This window comes from Arthrobacter sp. NPDC058288, assembly GCF_042880995.1.
GTDB lineage: Bacteria > Actinomycetota > Actinomycetes > Actinomycetales > Micrococcaceae > Arthrobacter.
Map to the genome: position 1 here is coordinate 26125 of NZ_JBHVYH010000003.1, position 17429 is coordinate 43553.

The following is a 17429-nucleotide window of genomic DNA, read 5'->3' on the forward strand; positions in this document are numbered from 1 at the left end:
GCTCGATGGCCTACGACGCCGGCGATGCTGCCATGGCGGACGAGCTCGCCGATCGGGCGGCGAAGCTGAAGAAACGGTTCAACGAAGCGTTCTGGCTGCCCGACCGTGGCTACTACGCCGTCGCCCTGGACCGCGACCCGGCGAGCTATCACAACGGTTCCGCCTGGCCCCACGACAATGCGATCATCGCCACCGGCCTGCTCCGCTATGGCTTCGTAGCGGAGTCGCAGCGGATTTCCACAGCCCTGCTGGAAGCGGCAGAGTACCCCGCAGGCCGGTTGCCGGAGCTCTTCTGCGGCTTCAGCCGGGACCAGTTCGCCGCGCCTGTGCCTTACCCGACAGCGTGCTCGCCGCAGGCCTGGGCGGCGACCACGCCGATCCTGCTGGTGACGATTGCCAATTTCGTCCCGGCCGTCCAGGCGCTGCCCGAAGGCATGGTTCTTCGCCGCGGGCACCCGGCCGTGGATTACCGAACTCGTGGAGCAGGCCAGCCGGCACCCGAAGGCTGAAATAAGCGACAGGCCTAACGGGGGCTGCGCCGGGCGAAGTCGCGGGCGACCTCTTCCATGAAGGCGAACTCCACGCCCTCATGTGGCTGACTGTGATCGAAGAGCCTTTCGAGCATGAGCAGGTTCTGCGGCTTGCCGGACACCAAGGGCTTCATCCAGTCTTTTGCGGACTCGGCGCCGTAGTCGATATTGGTCCAGGAGTCCCCGACGCGCACATAGTAAGGGGGAAATCGTTGTGGATCAGGAAGTGGTCGTAGAGGAACCCGCGCTCCAGCAGGATCTCGTTGGTCACCGGGGAGAACTCCCACCACGGCGCCACGTAGCCCACCGGCTTACGCCCGGAACGCCGTTCGATGAGGTCGACGCAGTAGTCGGGGACGTCGGTTTACTGGGGGCGGCTCATGGCGATCGGGTTCTCGTGGCTGTAACCATGCACCCCGATTTCGTGTCCGGCCGTCACGACGGAATCGAACTGCTCCGGAAACGTCTCCACTGAGTGTCCCGGCCAGAACCAGGTCACGGGCATCTCCCGGCGCGGTTCCGTGGGAGAGCAGGACGGCGGCGAGGATGCGCGTCTGGAAGGGGTTGAGGTCCCCCGAGGGGATGGCGCCGGCCAGCACGACGGCACGGCTCCCGGGCTGCACGGCGTGATCCAGCAGGTCCGGCGTCGCGCCGGAGTATGCGGTGACGATTTCCACGCGGGTGCCATCGAACGTGGCCGGCGGCGGCAGCGGCGGGTAGCGGCGGGGCGTGGCCGAAGGGGCTGCTCGCGGTGGTATGCACCTTGCGGGCACCTCGGGCGGAAAGGACCGTTCCGTTGAAGCAGATCAGCGCTCCGGCCCCGCGCAACTGCTGGTCCGCCGCTGCGCGCACCGCCTCCGCGACGTTGCGCGGACCGTCCGCCTCCGGGCTGTCGGCTGTGTGCTGGGCGCCGGTGACCACCACGGGCTTGGGTGAGCCATGCACGAGGTCGAGCAGGAATGCCGTCTCTTCCAAGGTATCCGTGCCGTGGGTGACCGCCACCCCGTCGGTTCCCGGATCGGCGAGGGCCCGCCCTACCTCTTCGGCTACCCGGCGCACTGCCGAGGTGTCGATAGCCACGGCTCTCCCCCGGTGCCGTGGCTTCGTGAAGCGATAGTGCCACCCGTGCCCAAAAGCTGGATGTGTGCCACTGTGTGCTTTCTTTCGACCGGGCCGGCCAGGCCGTCAGACCCTGGGCGCCGCTTCGAAGGTCCTGGCGCGCGCGGGCTCGGCGGCCACGGGGTCGTCGTGGTAGCGGCGCAGAGGCCGTCCTGCCGTCTCGGTCATGAGGAAGGTGGCGACGAGGAATGATGCGACGGCGATGACTGAGACGTAGATCGCGGGCGAGAGCGAATATCCGGTTCCGGCGACCAGCCACGTTGCCACGAAGGGCGCGGTGCCGCCAAACACGGCGTAGGTGATGTTGTAGCAGGTGCCCGATGCTGCGAAACGCACGTCGGTCGAGAACATTTCCGACATCAGAACCGAGGTCACCACGTTAGCGGTCACCGCGCCGAGTCCTATGAGCAGCTGGCTGACAACGGCGGTTGCGAACGTTCCCTGTTCGGCGATCATGTAGGCGGGAATGGTGAGGGTGGCCAGGAGACCGGCGGCGGTCTGCATGGTGCGGCGGCGGCCGATGCGATCCGAGACGCGGCCCATGACGGGGGCCAGCGCCGTCGCGAGGGTCAGCGAGATCAGGCTCGAGAACAGCGCGAGGTGCTGGGGCAGGCCGACCACCTTGATCAGGAAGGTCGACATGTACGTGGAGTAGATGTAGAAGGAGAGTGCCGTGAGCATCACGAACCCGCCCAGGCGCAGCATCGCGCGCCACTGAGTGCGGAAAACGGCCCCCAGGGACGGGGCGGGCCGGGAGGCGGAGTCATCGATCATGGCTTGGAACTCTGGGGACTCGTGGAGCTTGGCGCGGATGTAGAAGGCGATCAGGCCCATCGGCACGGACAGCAGGAAGAGGATGCGCCAGCCCCAATCACCCATGGCCGCAGCGGGCAGGACAAAGCTGAGCAGCGCGCCGAGCCCGGCGGCGAGTGCGAACGAGGAGAACGTCGCCGCGGACATGGCGGACGAGTAGCGGGCCCTGTGGTTGTCGGGGCTGTGCTCGACGACATAGATGGTGGCGCCCGCGTATTCGCCGCCAGCGGAAAAGCCCTGCAAACACCGGGCAAGTACCAACAGGACGGCGGCCCAGATGCCGATCGTCTCGTGGCTCGGGATGAGCCCGATTGCCGCCGTAGACCCGGACATGAGCAGGACGGTCAGGACCAGGATCTTTTTGCGTCCAAGGCGGTCGCCCAGGCGTCCGAAGAAAATCCCGCCCAAGGGCCGCAGCGCGAAGGCTACAGCGAACACGGCGAACGTCTCCAGCAGACCCGTGACCGGATCCTTGGATGCGAAGAAGGTAGCGGCAATGTGGGTTGCCATGTAGCCGTAGATGGCAAAGTCGAACCACTCCACCACGGTCCCGGCAAAGGAGGCCCGCACCACCTTACGCAGGCGTTCCGGGCTCACCTTCTCCAGTGAGTTGTCTGCAAGATCGCGTTCCATGTTGTCTCCATTCGGGGGATGGCGCCAAGACCGCGTGATGCTGCAGTTCTAGCCCAGAATACTGCGGGCTGAGCAGCGCACATATGATCCAGGTCACTGTTGATCAAGCAACAACTTATTTCCTTCTATAGCAACCAGTCAAGGATTTTGTCCGCATTACGGGGAAGTTGGTCCGGTGGAGATGTGGCTCCAAATACCTCTGGTGCTGTGTCGATCCGTGCGCTACAGTAGCCACTACAGCAACCTGGTTGCTACCTTAGAAACACGAGAAGCCGAGAGAGTGGAGAAAACCATGACTGAAATGACAGAGACATTCAACGACATCGAATCCCGCCTTGCAGCAGTGCTGGAGGAGGCGTTCGAAGCCGGAACCAGCATCTACAACGAGCGCGGTTTCAAGCGCCGGATCGGCTACGGCAACCGCCCCGCCGTCATCCATATCGACCTCGCAAACGCCTGGACCCGTCCGGGCCACCCGTTCAGCTGCCCGGGCATGGAGACCATCATCCCGAACGTCCAGCGCATCAACGAGGCCGCGCGCGCCAAGGGGGTTCCCGTCTTCTACACCACGAACGTGTACCGCAACCGCGACGCCACCTCCGGGACGAACGACATGGGTCTGTGGTACTCCAAGATCCCCACGGAGACCCTTCCGGCGGATTCCTACTGGGCTCAAATCGACGACCGCATTGCTCCCGCGGAGGGCGAGGTCGTGATCGAGAAGAATCGCGCCTCGGCGTTCCCGGGGACGAACCTGGAGCTTTTCCTAACCTCCAACCGCATCGACACCCTGATCGTGACAGGCGCGACCGCGGCCGGCTGCGTGCGCCACACCGTCGAAGACGCGATCGCGAAGGGCTTCCGCCCGATCATCCCCCGCGAGACCATCGGCGACCGCGTCCCGGGCGTCGTGCAGTGGAACCTCTACGACATCGACAACAAGTTCGGTGACGTGGAGTCCACGGATTCAGTGGTGGACTACCTGAACCGCCTCCCGCAGTTCGAGGACACCGTCCCGAAGACCCTCGCGGATCGCCAGTTCGAGGTGGCGGCCCCGGCGGATCCGGCATAAGCCACACCGCACGCAGAGCCATGCAGCCCGGCATCCCCGGGCCGACCCGACGACAGCCGGCACCCCTCAGCGGGTGCCGGCTGCCGTCGTTCGGGCCGGGGATGCGGTGATGAGTGCCCCACTTCAACTCACACCTTGAAGTACTTCGCCTCTGGGTGGTGGAACACGAACGCATCCGTGGACTGTTCGGGGTGCAGCATCAGCTCATCGCTGAGGACCACGCCCATCCGCTCGGGACGCAGCAGCTCCGTCACCTTGCGGCGGTCCTCCATGTCAGGGCACGCGGGGTAGCCGAGCGAGAACCGCGCGCCGCGGTAGTCGAGCTTGAAGTACCCGGCCTTGTCCTTGGGCTCCTCGGCCGCGAAGCCCAGCTCGGAGCGGATGCGCGCGTGCCAGAATTCCGCGAGTGCCTCGGTGAGCTGCATGACCAGGCCGTTGAGCTCGTAGTAGTCGCGGTAGTGGTTCCCCTTGAACAGCTCAGACGTGACCTCGTCGATCTTGGAACCGGCGGTGACCAGCTGCACGGGCAGGACGTCCACCTGCCCCGATTCGCGCGAACGTACGAAGTCGGCAAGGCACAGGTGCCGGTCACGGCGCTGGCGCGGGAAGTCGAAACGCAGCCGCTCGGTGCCGATCGGACCGCCTGAGCCGCCATCGGGGGCGAGCAGGCCCGGGGTGCCGAGCACGCCGTCGTGATCCTCGCCGTGGTGCAGCACCACCACCTGTTCCCCTTCGGCGACCACCGGGAAATAGCCGTAGGCGACCGACGCGTCGAGCATTCTCTCGGCGAGGATGCGGTCCAGCCAGTAGCGCAGGCGCGGCCGTCCCTCGAGTTCCACCAGTTCCTCGTAGGAGGCGCCGTCATCGCCGCGGCCGGGCTTGAGCCCCCACTGCCCCATGAACGTGGCGCGCTCGTCGAGCAACGCCGCGTAGTCGTGGAGTGCCACGCCGCGCACAATGCGGGTGCCCCAGAACGGCGGCGCAGGAACGGGGTTGTCGGCGGCCACGTCGGAACGGCCGGGCATGGCCTCCGGCTCGGTCACCGTGAACTTCGGGCCACCCTTGTGGATCCGCTTCTTCAGCGGCGGAAGGCCGACGGCGTCCGGGTCGGCGCCGCGGGCCACCTGCACCAGCGGTTCCATGAGTGCCAGGCCCTCGAAGGCGTCCTTGGCATACCTGACTGTTCCTTCAAACTGCTCCGCCAGGTCCTGCTCCACGTAGGCGCGGGTCAGGGCTGCGCCGCCGAGAATAATCGGCCACTTCTTCGCAAGCCCCCGGGACTGCAGTTCCGCGAGGTTCTCCTTCATCACCACGGTGGACTTCACCAGCAGACCGGACATGCCGATCACGTCGGCGTCGTGCTCCTCGGCTGCGGCCATGATCTCGGCGATCCCCTGCTTGATGCCGATGTTGACCACTTTGTAACCGTTGTTGGTGAGGATGATGTCCACCAGGTTCTTACCGATGTCGTGCACGTCGCCGCGCACAGTGGCGATCACCATGGTGCCCTTGCCTGAGGAATCGGACTTCTCCATGTGCGGCTCGAGCAGGGCCACCGCGTTCTTCATCACCTCGGCTGACTGCAGCACGAACGGCAGCTGCATCTCGCCGGCGCCGAAGCGCTCGCCCACAACCTTCATACCCTCGAGCAGTTGGTCGTTGATGATGCCGAGCGGGGACATGCCTTCGCTGCGGGCAAGGTCCAGGTCAGCTTCCAGGCCCTTGCCTTCGCCGTCGATGATGCGCCGCTGCAGGCGTTCGCCGGTGGGCAGGGCGGCGAGTTCGGCGGCGCGCTGGTCCTTGAGCGCTGCGGTGTCGACGCCGGCGAACAGGTCCAGCATGATGGCCAGGGGATCGTACGTGACGTTGCCGTCGGCGTCGTATTCGCGGCGGTCATAGACCAGGTCCAGGGCCACTTTGCGCTGGTCCTCCGGGAGGGAGGCGAGCGGCACGATCTTGGCGGCGTCGATGATGCCGCTGGACAGGCCGGCCTGCACGGCTTCGTGCAGGAACACGGAGTTCAGCACCACGCGCGCTGCCGGGTTGAGGCCGAAGGACACGTTCGAGACGCCGAGCGTGGTGTTGATGCCCGGGTATTTCGTGGTGATCTGGCGGATGGCCTCGATGGTTTCGATGCCGTCCCGGCGGGTTTCTTCCTGGCCGGTGGCAACGGGGAAGGTCAGGGCGTCCACGATGATGTCCTCGACGCGCATGCCCCATTCGCCCACCAGGGCGTCGACGAGGCGGGAGGCGATGGCCACCTTGCCTTCGGTGGTGCGGGCCTGGCCCTGTTCGTCGATAGTCAGGGCGATCACGGCGGTGCCGTGTTCCTTCACCAGCGGCATGATGCGCGCGAAGCGGCTGTTCGGGCCGTCGCCGTCCTCGTAGTTGACGGAGTTGACCACGGGGCGGCCGCCGATGAGTTCGAGGCCGGCCTGCAGCACTGGCGGTTCGGTGGAGTCGATGACGAGCGGGAGGGTGGAGGCGGACGCGAACCGTGAGACGACCTCCTTGATGTCGGCCACGCCGTCGCGCCCCACGTAGTCAATGCAGACGTCCAGCAGGTGCGCGCCAACGCGGACCTGCTCGCGGGCGATGTCCACGCAGTCGTCCCAGCGCTCTTCGAGCATGGCCTGGCGGAACGCCTTCGAACCGTTCGCGTTGGTGCGCTCACCGATGGCGAGGTAGGCGGATTCCTGGTCAAACGGCACGTGGTGGTAGAGGGACGCGATTCCGGCTTCACGCTCGGTGGGGAGGCGGCCGCCGTCGGCGCCCCTCCCGCCGCTGGTGACGGCGGCGCTGGCGCGGAAGGGCGCAAGACGCTCGACGACGGCGGCCATGTGTTCCGGCGTCGTACCGCAACAGCCGCCCACGAGGCCCAGGCCGAATTCGCGCACGAACTGCTCGTGTGCGGTGGCGAGTTCGCTGGGTGACAGCGGATAGTGCGCACCGTTGGGGCCAAGCACCGGGAGGCCGGCGTTGGGCATGCAGGCGATGGCTACGGAGGACTGCTTGGAGAGGTGGCGCAGGTGCTCGCTCATCTCGTCCGGCCCGGTGGCGCAGTTCAGGCCGATGGCGTCGACGCCGAGCGGCTCGAGCGCGGTGAGCGCCGCGCCGATCTCGGATCCCATGAGCATGGTTCCGGTGGTTTCGACGGTCACCTCGACGAAGATCGGCAGCCGGACGCCGCGGGTGACGATGGCCTGCTTGCAGCCGTTGACCGCGGCTTTGGTCTGCAGGAGGTCCTGGCTGGTCTCGATGAGGAAGGCGTCCGCTCCCCCGTCGATGAGGCCCTCGGCCTGCAGGGCGAAGGTCTGCTTGAGGTAGTCGTAGCTGGTGTGGCCCAGGCTGGGAAGCTTGGTGCCCGGACCCATCGAGCCCAGGACCCAGCGCATGCGTCCGTCTGTCTGTTCTGCCGCTTCTGCGCGCTCGCGGGCGATCGCGGCGCCCTTCCGGGCGAGCTCTTCGATCCGGTCGTCGATGCCGTAGTCGGAGAGGTTGGACCAGTTGGCGCCGAAGGTGTTGGTTTCCACGGCGTCGATGCCTGTGGCGAAGTACGCGTCGTGGATGTCCGCGAGGACGTCCGGGCGGGTGTCGTTGAGGATCTCGTTGCAGCCTTCGAGGCCCAGGAAGTCGACCTTGAGAGACAGTTCCCGGCCCTGCAGCATAGTGCCCATGGCCCCGTCGGCAATGACGACCCGGTGGTTCACGGCGTCCAGGAGCGCCTGGGCGCGAACGGGACGGGGCACGGACTCAATATCAAGCGCAAAACGAGGCATCTAAACAGATTACGTGTGGGGGCTGGAAGGTTGCGCTGTGTGTCCGAGTGCTACGGGGGTGTCCGTGTACTACGGCCGGGGGTGGGGTCTGATTGGAATGCCCTGCACCTCCTAATTGAGGCTAGGCAGCATCGTACCGTCACGCCATCGGTACCTATGACGCTACGGTCGGCAAAGAACTGCTGCGGGCTGGCGAGATCGTCGGTGTTCATTTGGTCCAAACCGGCGTCGAAGAACTCGTTCTAATGTCGACTCGGGTCGCCTCGGGCTGTCCGAGATTGCCGGGTAGTCATTGGCGTGCGACGTGGCTTGGCGGCCTACGCCCTGCAAGTGAAGAGCCGGGCTCAATCGTCGCAGCCCAGCGGCATCGGCTTTCCGGGAGGGTGAGGTCGGCGAAGCGGCCGTCATTGAAGCCAACGCGCCTCTCGTAGGCCCACATAGCAGTCACCGCGCAGTTACCACTGGGACCGGGCCGGGCGCTGACGATTCCTGCTCGATTCCGGCATAGGTGGCCCCGCAATCGCTCTTGACGTCGATCAGGATTTGGAGGCCGCCGTTCCAGCCGCGTAGACGCTGTGGTCCGGCTCTGGCTTGGTTGGGGTCGATGTAGAGACTCTGGGGGTGACGCTCTGCTGGGCATCGACAAGGTCGTGGCCCACCCACAAAGCACCGTTCACCAGCCACACAGGCGCTTCAACGCTGGTGGAGCCATGCCCCAAAAGCGTGGGACAGCCGGCGGTCATGTTTGTTCCTAGATCTACGCGAGGCGCTTCATTGGCAGTGGCTTCATTCCGCAGCCGTGCCTTCTACGGTAGACGCCGATTGCGGGCGTACACTACGGGCGTTCGCGCCGTGAAGAATCTTGGTAAGACTAATCCCATTTCCACAACGATAGGAGGTCCGGGTCGGCATCCGTCTCAAGGTATAGCCAAACGCGCTTCAAATCATGGCCACTTGCACCGGAGTGATCGTCCGACGCGAAGGTCATCTTGAAAAGTTTGTGAGCATCCTCCACGGCTTCCCTTACCTTTAACCAAGCGGCATTACTTGCCGTGACAACGTCTTGGTCTTTGCTCAGCGACGGCTCGAAATACACTCGCCTAACGCCCAACTGTTCGCCAAGAAATGGGTGATCGGGCGGAACGAAGAGTCCGTGTTCCGTCTCAGCGTTCTTTTCAACGAGGTGTGCTAGCAGATCGTGACTTGGCTGGTCGCTGCGCAGATCCTGTTGAATTGCGAACTTCACTTTGTCGTACTTGATCAGTCCAAGGTCCACACGACTGCTGTTTACCAGCGATCCCCTGTGCACCACCATGTCCCGCCCCTCCGAAAACGCTCGAAATACGGGGTCGGCCTTCAAGGCATCCAACCGCTGGCGTCGCCAATCATTTTGTCCCTTGCGCTCAAGATCTATACGCAACATATCAAGTACAGATTTGAGCGAATGAAGGAAAGCATTACAGCTGAAGCGGAACTGGGCGGGGTGATGATAATGATCCATCATCTGATGAAGTTGCCAATGCGCCTCTTCCAGCCTCTCGTGGGCCAATGGAACGGGACATTGCTCGCCGCCTGACTCCTCGTCACGATTCCGCGATTGATCTTCAGTCACGGTTTGAGCATAGCCCCGGCTTCCCTGCCTACTGGCTGAAGGATCCTCTTTGCGGTACGCCAGAGATCCCGAGGTGTCACGTCGATCGTGTCCACCGGCAGCAGCACCCGCATTCAGTTCGAGTCTTCAGCCGAGGGCCAGCGTGTTGGCGAACCGCTTCGCTGCGCTGGGCGGAAGGGGAGTACCGCTAAGCTCGGTGGGTTACAGCAAACGCATTCGTGAGAATTGGGGTCACGTTGAAGTTGTCGAGTGTCCGCTTCAGGAAGTTCAAACAATTTGAAAGTGCGGAGGTAACTCTCCAAGAAGGAATGACTCTCGTTGCGGGTGGAAATAACGCCGGCAAATCTACACTGCTACAAGGCCTGGCTGTGTGGGAGTTTTGTAAAGTGGCTACGCTCGCTCAGCGTGGACCGGAGGGACTGCTCGATTCAAGATCAAGCAGTCAAGGATTCGGACTCGGTGATGACGAGTTCTCCCCAATAAACATACCTTCGCTGAAGCACCTTTGGACCAATCTGAAGACCCAGAAGACAGATGACGATGCCGACGGATACACCCTTTCTGTCGCCTGCGCTTGGCAACATGATGGTAAAAATCATGAGCTGGAGTTCAATCTTGCATTGGCAAATGACCGACTATTCATAAAGGTTTCAAATTCAACACTACAACAAGATGATAAATGCCCCATTATCGCTTACCTACCACCCTTTGCCGGCATCTCAGCCAGGGAAGAACGAACATACGGAGCACTTAGACGGCGACGCATCGGCGAAGGACTCGCAGGTGCGATTCTCCGCAATCTATTGCTTGATATGAGGGACAGCAATATAGAACGCCGCGAAGAACTACGTAGTGGATTAGCCAAAATTCGCACTAAGGACCTCAGACGTCTGCGCGAAGAAGATCCATGGGAGCTCTTGCAGCAAACACTCAGAGAAGTATTTTCCGCGGAGCTGTCGCTCAAAGATTTTGACGAGGAATACCATACGTTCATACAAGTCTTCGTGGAGAAGGGCGAGGTTGACGGATATAAGCTCACCCGCCACCCCGGGTATAACCCTAGAGACCTGATGGTCGAGGGCAGTGGCTTCTTGCAGTGGTTGAGTGTTTATACGCTCGCCACGTCGCCTGTAGCGGACGTACTGCTGTTTGACGAGCCTGATGCCCATTTACATGCGGCGCTTCAATCCCAGCTCGTCGAACGACTCGGGGTTCTAACCAAACAGTTCAACAAACAGGTTCTCTTAGCTACTCACTCCAGCGAGATACTTCGACAAACCGCTCCTGCGCGAATACTTGAGGTGCGTTCAGGCGGAAAGTTTAATTACTTGTCAGAAGACCAGCAAAAAGTAAGCCTGATGGTCGGTATCGGATCAGATTACGCTCCGAAAATTGATAGAATCCGCACAACGAAGAAGGTCTTCTTTTTTGAAGGAACTACTGACCTGGACGTTCTCAAGCTGATTGCTGCCAAGCTCGATGTTTCTTGGCCAACTAATTTTGCTGAGTGGCAAACAAGCGACCATCATAAGGAGCGACGACTTCTTTGGCGCGCCCTCCGAACAGAGTATGGCGATATTTCTGCTCTCAGCCTTAGAGATCGCAATGATGACGCACCTGGCACAGTGGCAGATGATTTACGCGATAAGTCTGAAAAGGTGACGGAGGGCTTTAGTGCTTGTAAATGGCGACGTCGCTATATGGAGTCATATCTAATTGTTCCTCGCGCAATATCAGCTGCAAGCGGAAAACCAGAGTCTGAAGTCCGCAAGATATTGCAGGAAGAAATGTCATTAGTCATAAGCGAAGCCGCTTTTCAAGGCACCAACCCGCCATCTGTTGTTCGCGATCTCCGTGGGAAGGATGTATTGGAAAGGTTTAATCTAACCGCGCACAAGGTGGCTAAAAGCCTCCACCCACACGAGATATGCGAGGACTTAGAAATGATGGTTGGTCACATACGAACTTTTGCGGAAGGATAGTTGTAATAGATGACCTGTCCCATCTTCTATGTGTAGGCGAGTACCGTCCCAAACGATTAGGCGAGTAGCATGCATTTTTATAGTTCCGTAAGGGCTAAGCCCGAGAGCGCAAGCGCATGATCAGCGCGGTCCAGGCATGAAGGTACTACTGGATGCCAACATCGTCATCGCTATTGAAGGTGACACGAACCGCCAACATGTTAATGCCGAAGCTGCCGCGACATTACACCGTTTGATTCTTGCCGCTGATGGCGCGCCCTGCATTATCGAGAATGTCCGGGATGATTTCGTGCGAACGACTAACACCCAGCTTCGTACCCGACGGTTAAGGGAGATATCAAAGTATCTAGCTTTGGCACGCCTTAGCATTCGGCCAGACTTCGCCGAGAGGGCCCGCTATAGTTGGCCGCTAAGTCCTAACGACAAGGTTGACGCCGCACATCTGCTGGCAGTCGAGCGTAATGCTGTGACGTGGCTCGTTACTGAGGATCGTGGTATTCACCGCCGAGCCCAGTATCTGGGACTCGCGGATAGGGTGATGTCGATAGCCGATGCCATCGCCAGCCTTAAAGCCCTGCTGTTCGAGCCCATCGAACACTACGCTGTCGAGAGTGTCAGTCCACACCAATTCGACCTTTCTGATCCAATTTTCGATTCCCTGCGGGTTGGTTACCCTAGCTTTGATGCATGGTGGCAGAACAAGGTAGTTGCCGAAAATCGGCATTGTCTAGTTTTGGGGTCGATCGAGCACGTCACAGGTTTTGCCGTTTTGAAGGCGGATTCACCAGACGTAGGCACTCTGCCAGGTCGAGCCTTAAAAATTTGCACCTTCAAAATTTCAGATAGCGCTGTCGGCGCCAAGCGCGGCGAACTATTGCTCGGAACCGTCATAGAACACGCACGCTCAAACTCCTATGATTCATGCTTTGTCGAGGTTCAAGAGCATCATGGTCCGCTGATTGCGCTTCTTCAGGAGTTCGGCTTCTACCGACTTGGTGAAAAGTCTCCAGGCGAACATGTCTTCGGGAAAGTTCTCACACCGCATTTGGACCACGAACACTACGCTGATCCGCTCGAATACAACCGGAGATACGGGCCGGGCGCAATGCTAGTTGAGCGAGCCTACCTAGTTCCGGTGATACCCGCTTGGCATGGAATGCTATTTCCTTCCACGAGTCCTCAACCCAGCCTTTTTGACCAGACGTACGGAAATGCCGTTCGGAAGGTGTATCTCTGCCATTCGAACATCAAGAAACTGAACCCAGGCGACGCTCTCTTTTTCCTCAGAACCCGTTCCGAACAGGCCGTCCACGCTGTGGGGGTTCTTGAAGCGACACTTCGGACCACAGAAGCTGATCAGATTCTAGGCTTCGCTGGGACGCGAACGGTGTTCTCCCGTGACGAAATAGAAAAGATGTGTGATCGGCCCGTCTTGGCCATCAGATTCCGACTCAATGCAATACTTGAGAGGCCTGTCAGTGTGGAAGAACTCCGCGAGCTTGGGGTAGTCAAGAGATCTCCGCAGTCCATTGCCGAGCTGAGAAGTGAGAGGGGGAAGTCGTGGGCACGCAACGTCGTGGAAGAGTAGCTTTGATGTCTATTCGCCCGGAGTTCGCTCAGGCCATCGTTGAGGGGCGGAAGAAGGTTGAGTTCCGGAAGCGGCCTGTCGCTCCTGACGTAAGTCACGTTCTGATCTACGCGACGATGCCCGTTGGAGCGCTGGTGGGTTGGTTCGCGGTCGACGGGCAGTACACGACCGAACCTAAAAATCTCTGGAGAAAATTTCGGGAAGACGGAGCGATTTCGAGAACCAGATTCTTTGAGTACTACAGCAACGGGTCAGTTGGCACAGGTATCCGGGTGGGGTCCGTCGTTCGGTTCGAGAGCCCACTGTTACTTTCATGGCTGGACGGCGTTTCCCGGCCGCCCCAGAGTTTCCAGTACCTATCAGAACAACAAGCATCCGAATTCTTTGACAGCTGCGTTGCAGAAGACCTAGTTACCGCCTAGTACAGACACTTGTTTCGACGCCAGATATCCTCGAATATAGGGATGATTGACTGCGAGAGTGTCAGCGCCTCAGACCTCCGCCACCGGAGCCGCGAACTGCGCTTCATACAGCCGTGCATAAGCCCCGCCCGCAGCCAACAACGACGCATGAGTCCCCTGTTCCACGATCTGGCCGGCCTCCATCACCAGGATGAGGTCGGCGTCGCGGATCGTGGACAGGCGATGCGCAATGACAAACGAAGTCCGGTCGGACCGCAGCGCACTCATCGCCTTCTGCACCAACACCTCGGTCCGCGTATCCACTGAAGAAGTCGCTTCATCCAAAATCAAAACAGAAGGCCGGGCCAGGAACGCCCGGGCAATCGTCAGCAGCTGCTTCTCGCCGGCCGAAACGTTGCCGCCCTCGTCCTCCAGCACGGTGTCGTAGCCCTCGGGAAGGGAGTGCACGAACCGGTCCACGTACGTCGCCGTCGCCGCCTCCAGGATCTCCTCCTCGGTGGCGTCAGGCCGGCCGTACGCAATGTTGTCCCGGATGGTCCCGCCGAACAGCCACGTATCCTGCAGCACCATCCCCATCCGCGAGCGCAGCTCGCGCCGGGAGACGGAGGTGATGTCCACGCCGTCGAGCGTTATCCGCCCCGCATCAATCTCGTAGAACCGCATCATCAGGTTCACCAGCGTTGTCTTCCCGGCCCCCGTGGGGCCCACGATCGCCACAGTCTGCCCCGGCTCTGCAACCAACGAAAGGTCCGAAATGAGCGGTTTGTCCGGTGAGTAGGAGAACGAGACGTTCTCGAACACCAGCCGCCCCCGCCCGCCGTCGGGAGCAGAACCAGCCGCTTCAGGCGACTGCTCCTCCTCGTCCAGCAGCTCGAACACCCGCTCCGCCGACGCCACACCGGACTGCAGCAGGTTGGCCATGGACCCCAGCTGCGCCAGCGGCTGGGTGAACTGCCGCGAGTACTGGATGAACGCCTGCACATCACCCAGCTGCATCGCGCCCGACGCCACCTGCAGGCCGCCCACCACGGCGATCCCCACGTACACCAGGTTCCCGATGAACGTCATGGCCGGCATGATCAGGCCGGAGATGAACTGCGCGCCGAAGCTCGCCTCATACAGCTCCGCGTTCTTCTGCCGGAACCGCTCCCCCACCTCCTGCTGCCGGCCGAACACCTTCACCAGCGCATGCCCGGTGTACGTCTCCTCGATCTGCCCGTTCAGCTCGCCCGTATGCTTCCACTGCGCCACGAACAGCTTCTGCGAGCGCTTGGCGATCATCGTCGTCGTCACCAGCGTCAACGGAATGGTCACCAGCGCAATCAACGCCAGCGTGGGCGAGAGCAGGAACATCATCACCAGCACGCCCAGCACGGTCAGCAGCGAGGTGACCGCCTGGCTGATGGACTGCTGCAGGCTCTGGGAAATGTTGTCGACGTCGTTCGTCACCCGGCTGAGCAGCTCACCGCGCTGGATCGAATCGAAATACCGCAGCGGCAGCCGGTTGATCTTCGCCTCGATCCGCTCGCGCAGCCGGTACACCGTCCGCTGCACCACGCCGTTGAGCACGTACGCCTGGATCCACATAAACGCGGACGCCAGCACGTACAGCACCAGCGCCCACAGCAGCACGTTGGCCAGCGCGGTGAAGTCGATCCCCTGCCCGGGCGTCAGCGCCATGGCACTGAGCATGTCCGCCTTCTGGTTCTCCCCCGCGGCCCGCAGCTGCGCGATCAGCTGCGCCTTGCTCATCCCCGCCGGGAGCTGCTTGGACACGACGCCGGCGAAAATGAGGTTGGTGCCCTCGCCCAGCAGCCGCGGCCCGATCACGGACAGCGCCACCGCAGCGACGCTCAGCACAATCACCAGCACCAGCCACAGCCGCTCCGGCCGCAGCGTGCCCAGCAGCCGTTTGGCGGACGGCCAGAAGTTCATCGCCTTCTCGGCGGGGACGTTCATCCCGGCGAACGGTCCGCCGTGCCCGGGGCCGCCGCGCGGTCTGGGCATGCGTTCGACGGCGGCAGTTCCGCCGGGTGCCCCGCCTGCCGGCCTGCCTGTGGTGCTCATACCGCCTCCTCCGCTGCCAGCTGCGAGGACACAATCTCGCGGTACGTCTCCGACGTCTCCAGCAGCTCATCGTGCGTTCCGTGCCCCACGATCCTGCCGTCGTCGAGCACAAGGATCTGGTCCGCATCGGCGATGCTGGACACCCGCTGGGCGATGATCACCAGGGTGGCGCCGGAGGTGTCGTGCTTGAGCGCCTGCCGCAGCCGGGCGTCCGTTGCGGTGTCCAGCGACGAGAACGAGTCATCAAAAATGTAGAGCTCGGGCCGTTTCACCAGCGCCCGGGCTATGGCGATCCGCTGCCGCTGGCCCCCGGAGACGTTGGTGCCGCCCTGCGAAATGGGCGCGTCCAGGCCGCCCTCCATCTCCCGGACGAACTCCTGCGCCTGCGCGGTGGACAGCGCGCGCCACAGCTCATCCTCGGTGGCATCGGGCTTGCCGTAGAGCAGGTTGCTGCGCACCGTGCCGGAGAACAGGTACGGCCGCTGCGGCACCAGCCCGATGTGCCCCCACAGCTGGTCCGGGTTCAGCTCGCGGACGTCCACGCCGTCGAACTTCACCGAACCGCTGGTCGCATCGAAAAGCCGCGGCAGCAGGTTCACCAGCGTGGTCTTGCCGGACCCGGTGCTGCCGATGATCGCCGTCGTCTGCCCCGACAGGGCGGTAAAACTGATGCCGGACAAAACCGGCTGCTCGGCACCCGGGTAGGCGAACCCGACGTCGTGCATTTCCAGCTCACCGCTGCCCATGCCGCCCCGGCCGGCGGCAGCGGTGACCGGATGCTCCGGCGGCCGCACGCTCGACTCCGTGGTGAGCACCTGGCCGATCCGGTCCGCCGAGACCGCCGCACGCGGGATCATCACGGCCATGAACGTGGCCATCATGACGGACATCAGGATCTGCAGCAGGTAGCTGAGGAACGCGATCAGCGTGCCCACCTGCATGGAGCCGTCCTCGATCCGGAACGATCCGAACCAGATCACCGCCACGCTGGAGACGTTCAGCACCAGCATCACGGTGGGAAACGCGAGCGCCATCAGCCGGCCGGCCCGGAGCGCGGTGTCCGTGACGTCCTCGTTGGCCTGCGCGAACCGGGCGGTTTCGATGTCCTCGCGCACGAACGCCCGCACCACCCGGATGCCGGTGAGCTGCTCCCGCAGCACCCGGTTCACGGTGTCGATCCGCACCTGCATCTTCCGGAACAGCGGCACCATTCGGGTGATGATCAGCCCGACCGCGATCAGCAGCACCGGGACGCTGACAGCAATCAGCCAGGACAGCTGCGCATCCTGCCGGACCGCCATGATCACCCCGCCGATGCTGAGCATGGGCGCGGCCACCATCAGCGTGGCGGACATCAGCACCAGCTGCTGGACCTGCTGGACGTCGTTCGTGGAGCGGGTGATCAGGCTCGGCGCCCCGAACCGGGTGACCTCCTGCTCGGAGAACTCCCCCACCCGGGTGAAGATGGCCCCGCGCAGGTCCCGGCCCAGGGCCATGGCCGCCTTCGCCCCGAAATACACGGCCACCACCGCGCACGCGATCTGCAGCATGGTGATGAACAGCATCAAGCTGCCCACCCGCAGGATGTAGCCGGTGTCCCCCTTGGCCACGCCCTCATCGATGATGTCCGCGTTGAGCGTGGGCAGGTACAGGGAAGCGATGGACTGCGCCAGCTGGAAAATCACGACGGCGATCAGCAACCGCCGCTGCGGCCGCAGGTATTCAACGAGCAGTTTCCAGAGCATCCGGACTCCACTTCACGCCGCGGGGGCTCCGGTGAGCCCGCGCAATCAGATTCGAAGGCCAGTTTAC

10 protein-coding genes and 2 pseudogenes are annotated in these 17429 nt (G+C 62.3%); 5 read left to right on the forward strand and 7 right to left on the reverse strand.

The window, feature by feature from the left end:
• Positions 1–5: 5 nt before the first annotated feature.
• Positions 6–570, forward strand: a pseudogene (locus ACFVWT_RS11110) (amylo-alpha-1,6-glucosidase); the annotation flags it as partial.
• Here ACFVWT_RS11110 and ACFVWT_RS11115 read toward each other — a convergent pair.
• From ACFVWT_RS11115 to ACFVWT_RS11125, 3 genes and pseudogenes are all read right to left on the reverse strand, one after another.
• Positions 524–1044, reverse strand: a pseudogene (locus ACFVWT_RS11115) (polysaccharide deacetylase family protein); the annotation flags it as partial. The pseudogenes ACFVWT_RS11110 and ACFVWT_RS11115 overlap by 47 nt on opposite strands.
• Positions 1026–1610 carry an asparaginase domain-containing protein gene (locus ACFVWT_RS11120; protein WP_390247872.1) on the reverse strand — a complete coding sequence of 195 codons (585 nt, stop codon included), beginning with the start codon at positions 1608–1610 and terminating at the stop codon, positions 1026–1028. The gene ACFVWT_RS11120 and the pseudogene ACFVWT_RS11115, both read right to left, overlap by 19 nt.
• 105 nt (positions 1611–1715) lie before the next feature.
• Positions 1716–3095, reverse strand: coding sequence for an MFS transporter (locus tag ACFVWT_RS11125; RefSeq protein ID WP_390247873.1), 1380 nt, complete (start codon positions 3093–3095; stop codon positions 1716–1718).
• A gap of 292 nt (positions 3096–3387) precedes the next feature.
• Between ACFVWT_RS11125 and ACFVWT_RS11130 the strand changes: the two genes are divergently transcribed.
• Positions 3388–4167, forward strand: coding sequence for an N-carbamoylsarcosine amidohydrolase (locus ACFVWT_RS11130; RefSeq protein ID WP_390247874.1), 780 nt, complete (start codon positions 3388–3390; stop codon positions 4165–4167).
• Positions 4168–4295: 128 nt separating this feature from the next.
• Here ACFVWT_RS11130 and metH read toward each other — a convergent pair whose 3' ends face one another.
• Both metH and ACFVWT_RS11140 read right to left on the reverse strand, forming a co-directional pair.
• The gene (gene metH / locus ACFVWT_RS11135) at positions 4296–7946 is read right to left on the reverse strand and encodes a methionine synthase (protein ID WP_390247875.1); all 3651 of its coding nucleotides are present in this window, start codon (positions 7944–7946) and stop codon (positions 4296–4298) included.
• A gap of 871 nt (positions 7947–8817) precedes the next feature.
• The gene (locus ACFVWT_RS11140; protein WP_390247876.1) at positions 8818–9558 is read right to left on the reverse strand and encodes a hypothetical protein; all 741 of its coding nucleotides are present in this window, start codon (positions 9556–9558) and stop codon (positions 8818–8820) included.
• A gap of 308 nt (positions 9559–9866) precedes the next feature.
• Here ACFVWT_RS11140 and ACFVWT_RS11145 point away from each other — a divergent pair, with 308 nt between their 5' ends.
• From ACFVWT_RS11145 to ACFVWT_RS11155, 3 genes are all read left to right on the forward strand, one after another.
• Complete coding sequence (locus ACFVWT_RS11145; RefSeq protein ID WP_390247877.1) at positions 9867–11540, forward strand: ATP-binding protein; 1674 nt, start codon at positions 9867–9869, stop codon at positions 11538–11540.
• A 136-nt stretch (positions 11541–11676) separates the two neighbouring features.
• Positions 11677–13128: a hypothetical protein gene (locus tag ACFVWT_RS11150; protein ID WP_390247878.1), complete on the forward strand. Its 1452-nt coding sequence runs from the start codon at positions 11677–11679 to the stop codon at positions 13126–13128.
• Between the two features lie 5 nt (positions 13129–13133).
• The gene (locus tag ACFVWT_RS11155; protein WP_390247879.1) at positions 13134–13550 is read left to right on the forward strand and encodes an ASCH domain-containing protein; all 417 of its coding nucleotides are present in this window, start codon (positions 13134–13136) and stop codon (positions 13548–13550) included.
• Positions 13551–13619: 69 nt separating this feature from the next.
• On the opposite strand, the gene ACFVWT_RS11160 is transcribed toward ACFVWT_RS11155, so the two are convergent.
• Together ACFVWT_RS11160 and ACFVWT_RS11165 are read right to left on the reverse strand one after the other, a co-directional pair.
• Positions 13620–15617 (reverse strand): ABC transporter ATP-binding protein, encoded by a 1998-nt coding sequence (locus ACFVWT_RS11160; protein ID WP_390247880.1) that lies wholly within the window; start codon positions 15615–15617, stop codon positions 13620–13622.
• Positions 15614–17362: an ABC transporter ATP-binding protein gene (locus ACFVWT_RS11165; RefSeq protein WP_390247881.1), complete on the reverse strand. Its 1749-nt coding sequence runs from the start codon at positions 17360–17362 to the stop codon at positions 15614–15616. Before ACFVWT_RS11165 ends, ACFVWT_RS11160 begins: the two co-directional genes overlap by 4 nt.
• Positions 17363–17429: the final 67 nt, after the last annotated feature.

Bases quoted from the DNA above. Each gene is read 5' to 3' on its own strand.
- ACFVWT_RS11125 (WP_390247873.1), bottom strand. From the start codon at position 3,095: ATGGAACGCGATCTTGCAGACAACTCACTGGAGAAGGTGAGCCCGGAA.
- ACFVWT_RS11130 (WP_390247874.1), top strand. From the start codon at position 3,388: ATGACTGAAATGACAGAGACATTCAACGACATCGAATCCCGCCTTGCA.
- metH (WP_390247875.1), bottom strand. From the start codon at position 7,946: ATGCCTCGTTTTGCGCTTGATATTGAGTCCGTGCCCCGTCCCGTTCGC.
- ACFVWT_RS11145 (WP_390247877.1), top strand. From the start codon at position 9,867: ATGACTCTCGTTGCGGGTGGAAATAACGCCGGCAAATCTACACTGCTA.
- ACFVWT_RS11150 (WP_390247878.1), top strand. From the start codon at position 11,677: ATGAAGGTACTACTGGATGCCAACATCGTCATCGCTATTGAAGGTGAC.
- ACFVWT_RS11155 (WP_390247879.1), top strand. From the start codon at position 13,134: ATGTCTATTCGCCCGGAGTTCGCTCAGGCCATCGTTGAGGGGCGGAAG.
- ACFVWT_RS11160 (WP_390247880.1), bottom strand. From the start codon at position 15,617: ATGAGCACCACAGGCAGGCCGGCAGGCGGGGCACCCGGCGGAACTGCC.
- ACFVWT_RS11165 (WP_390247881.1), bottom strand. From the start codon at position 17,362: ATGCTCTGGAAACTGCTCGTTGAATACCTGCGGCCGCAGCGGCGGTTG.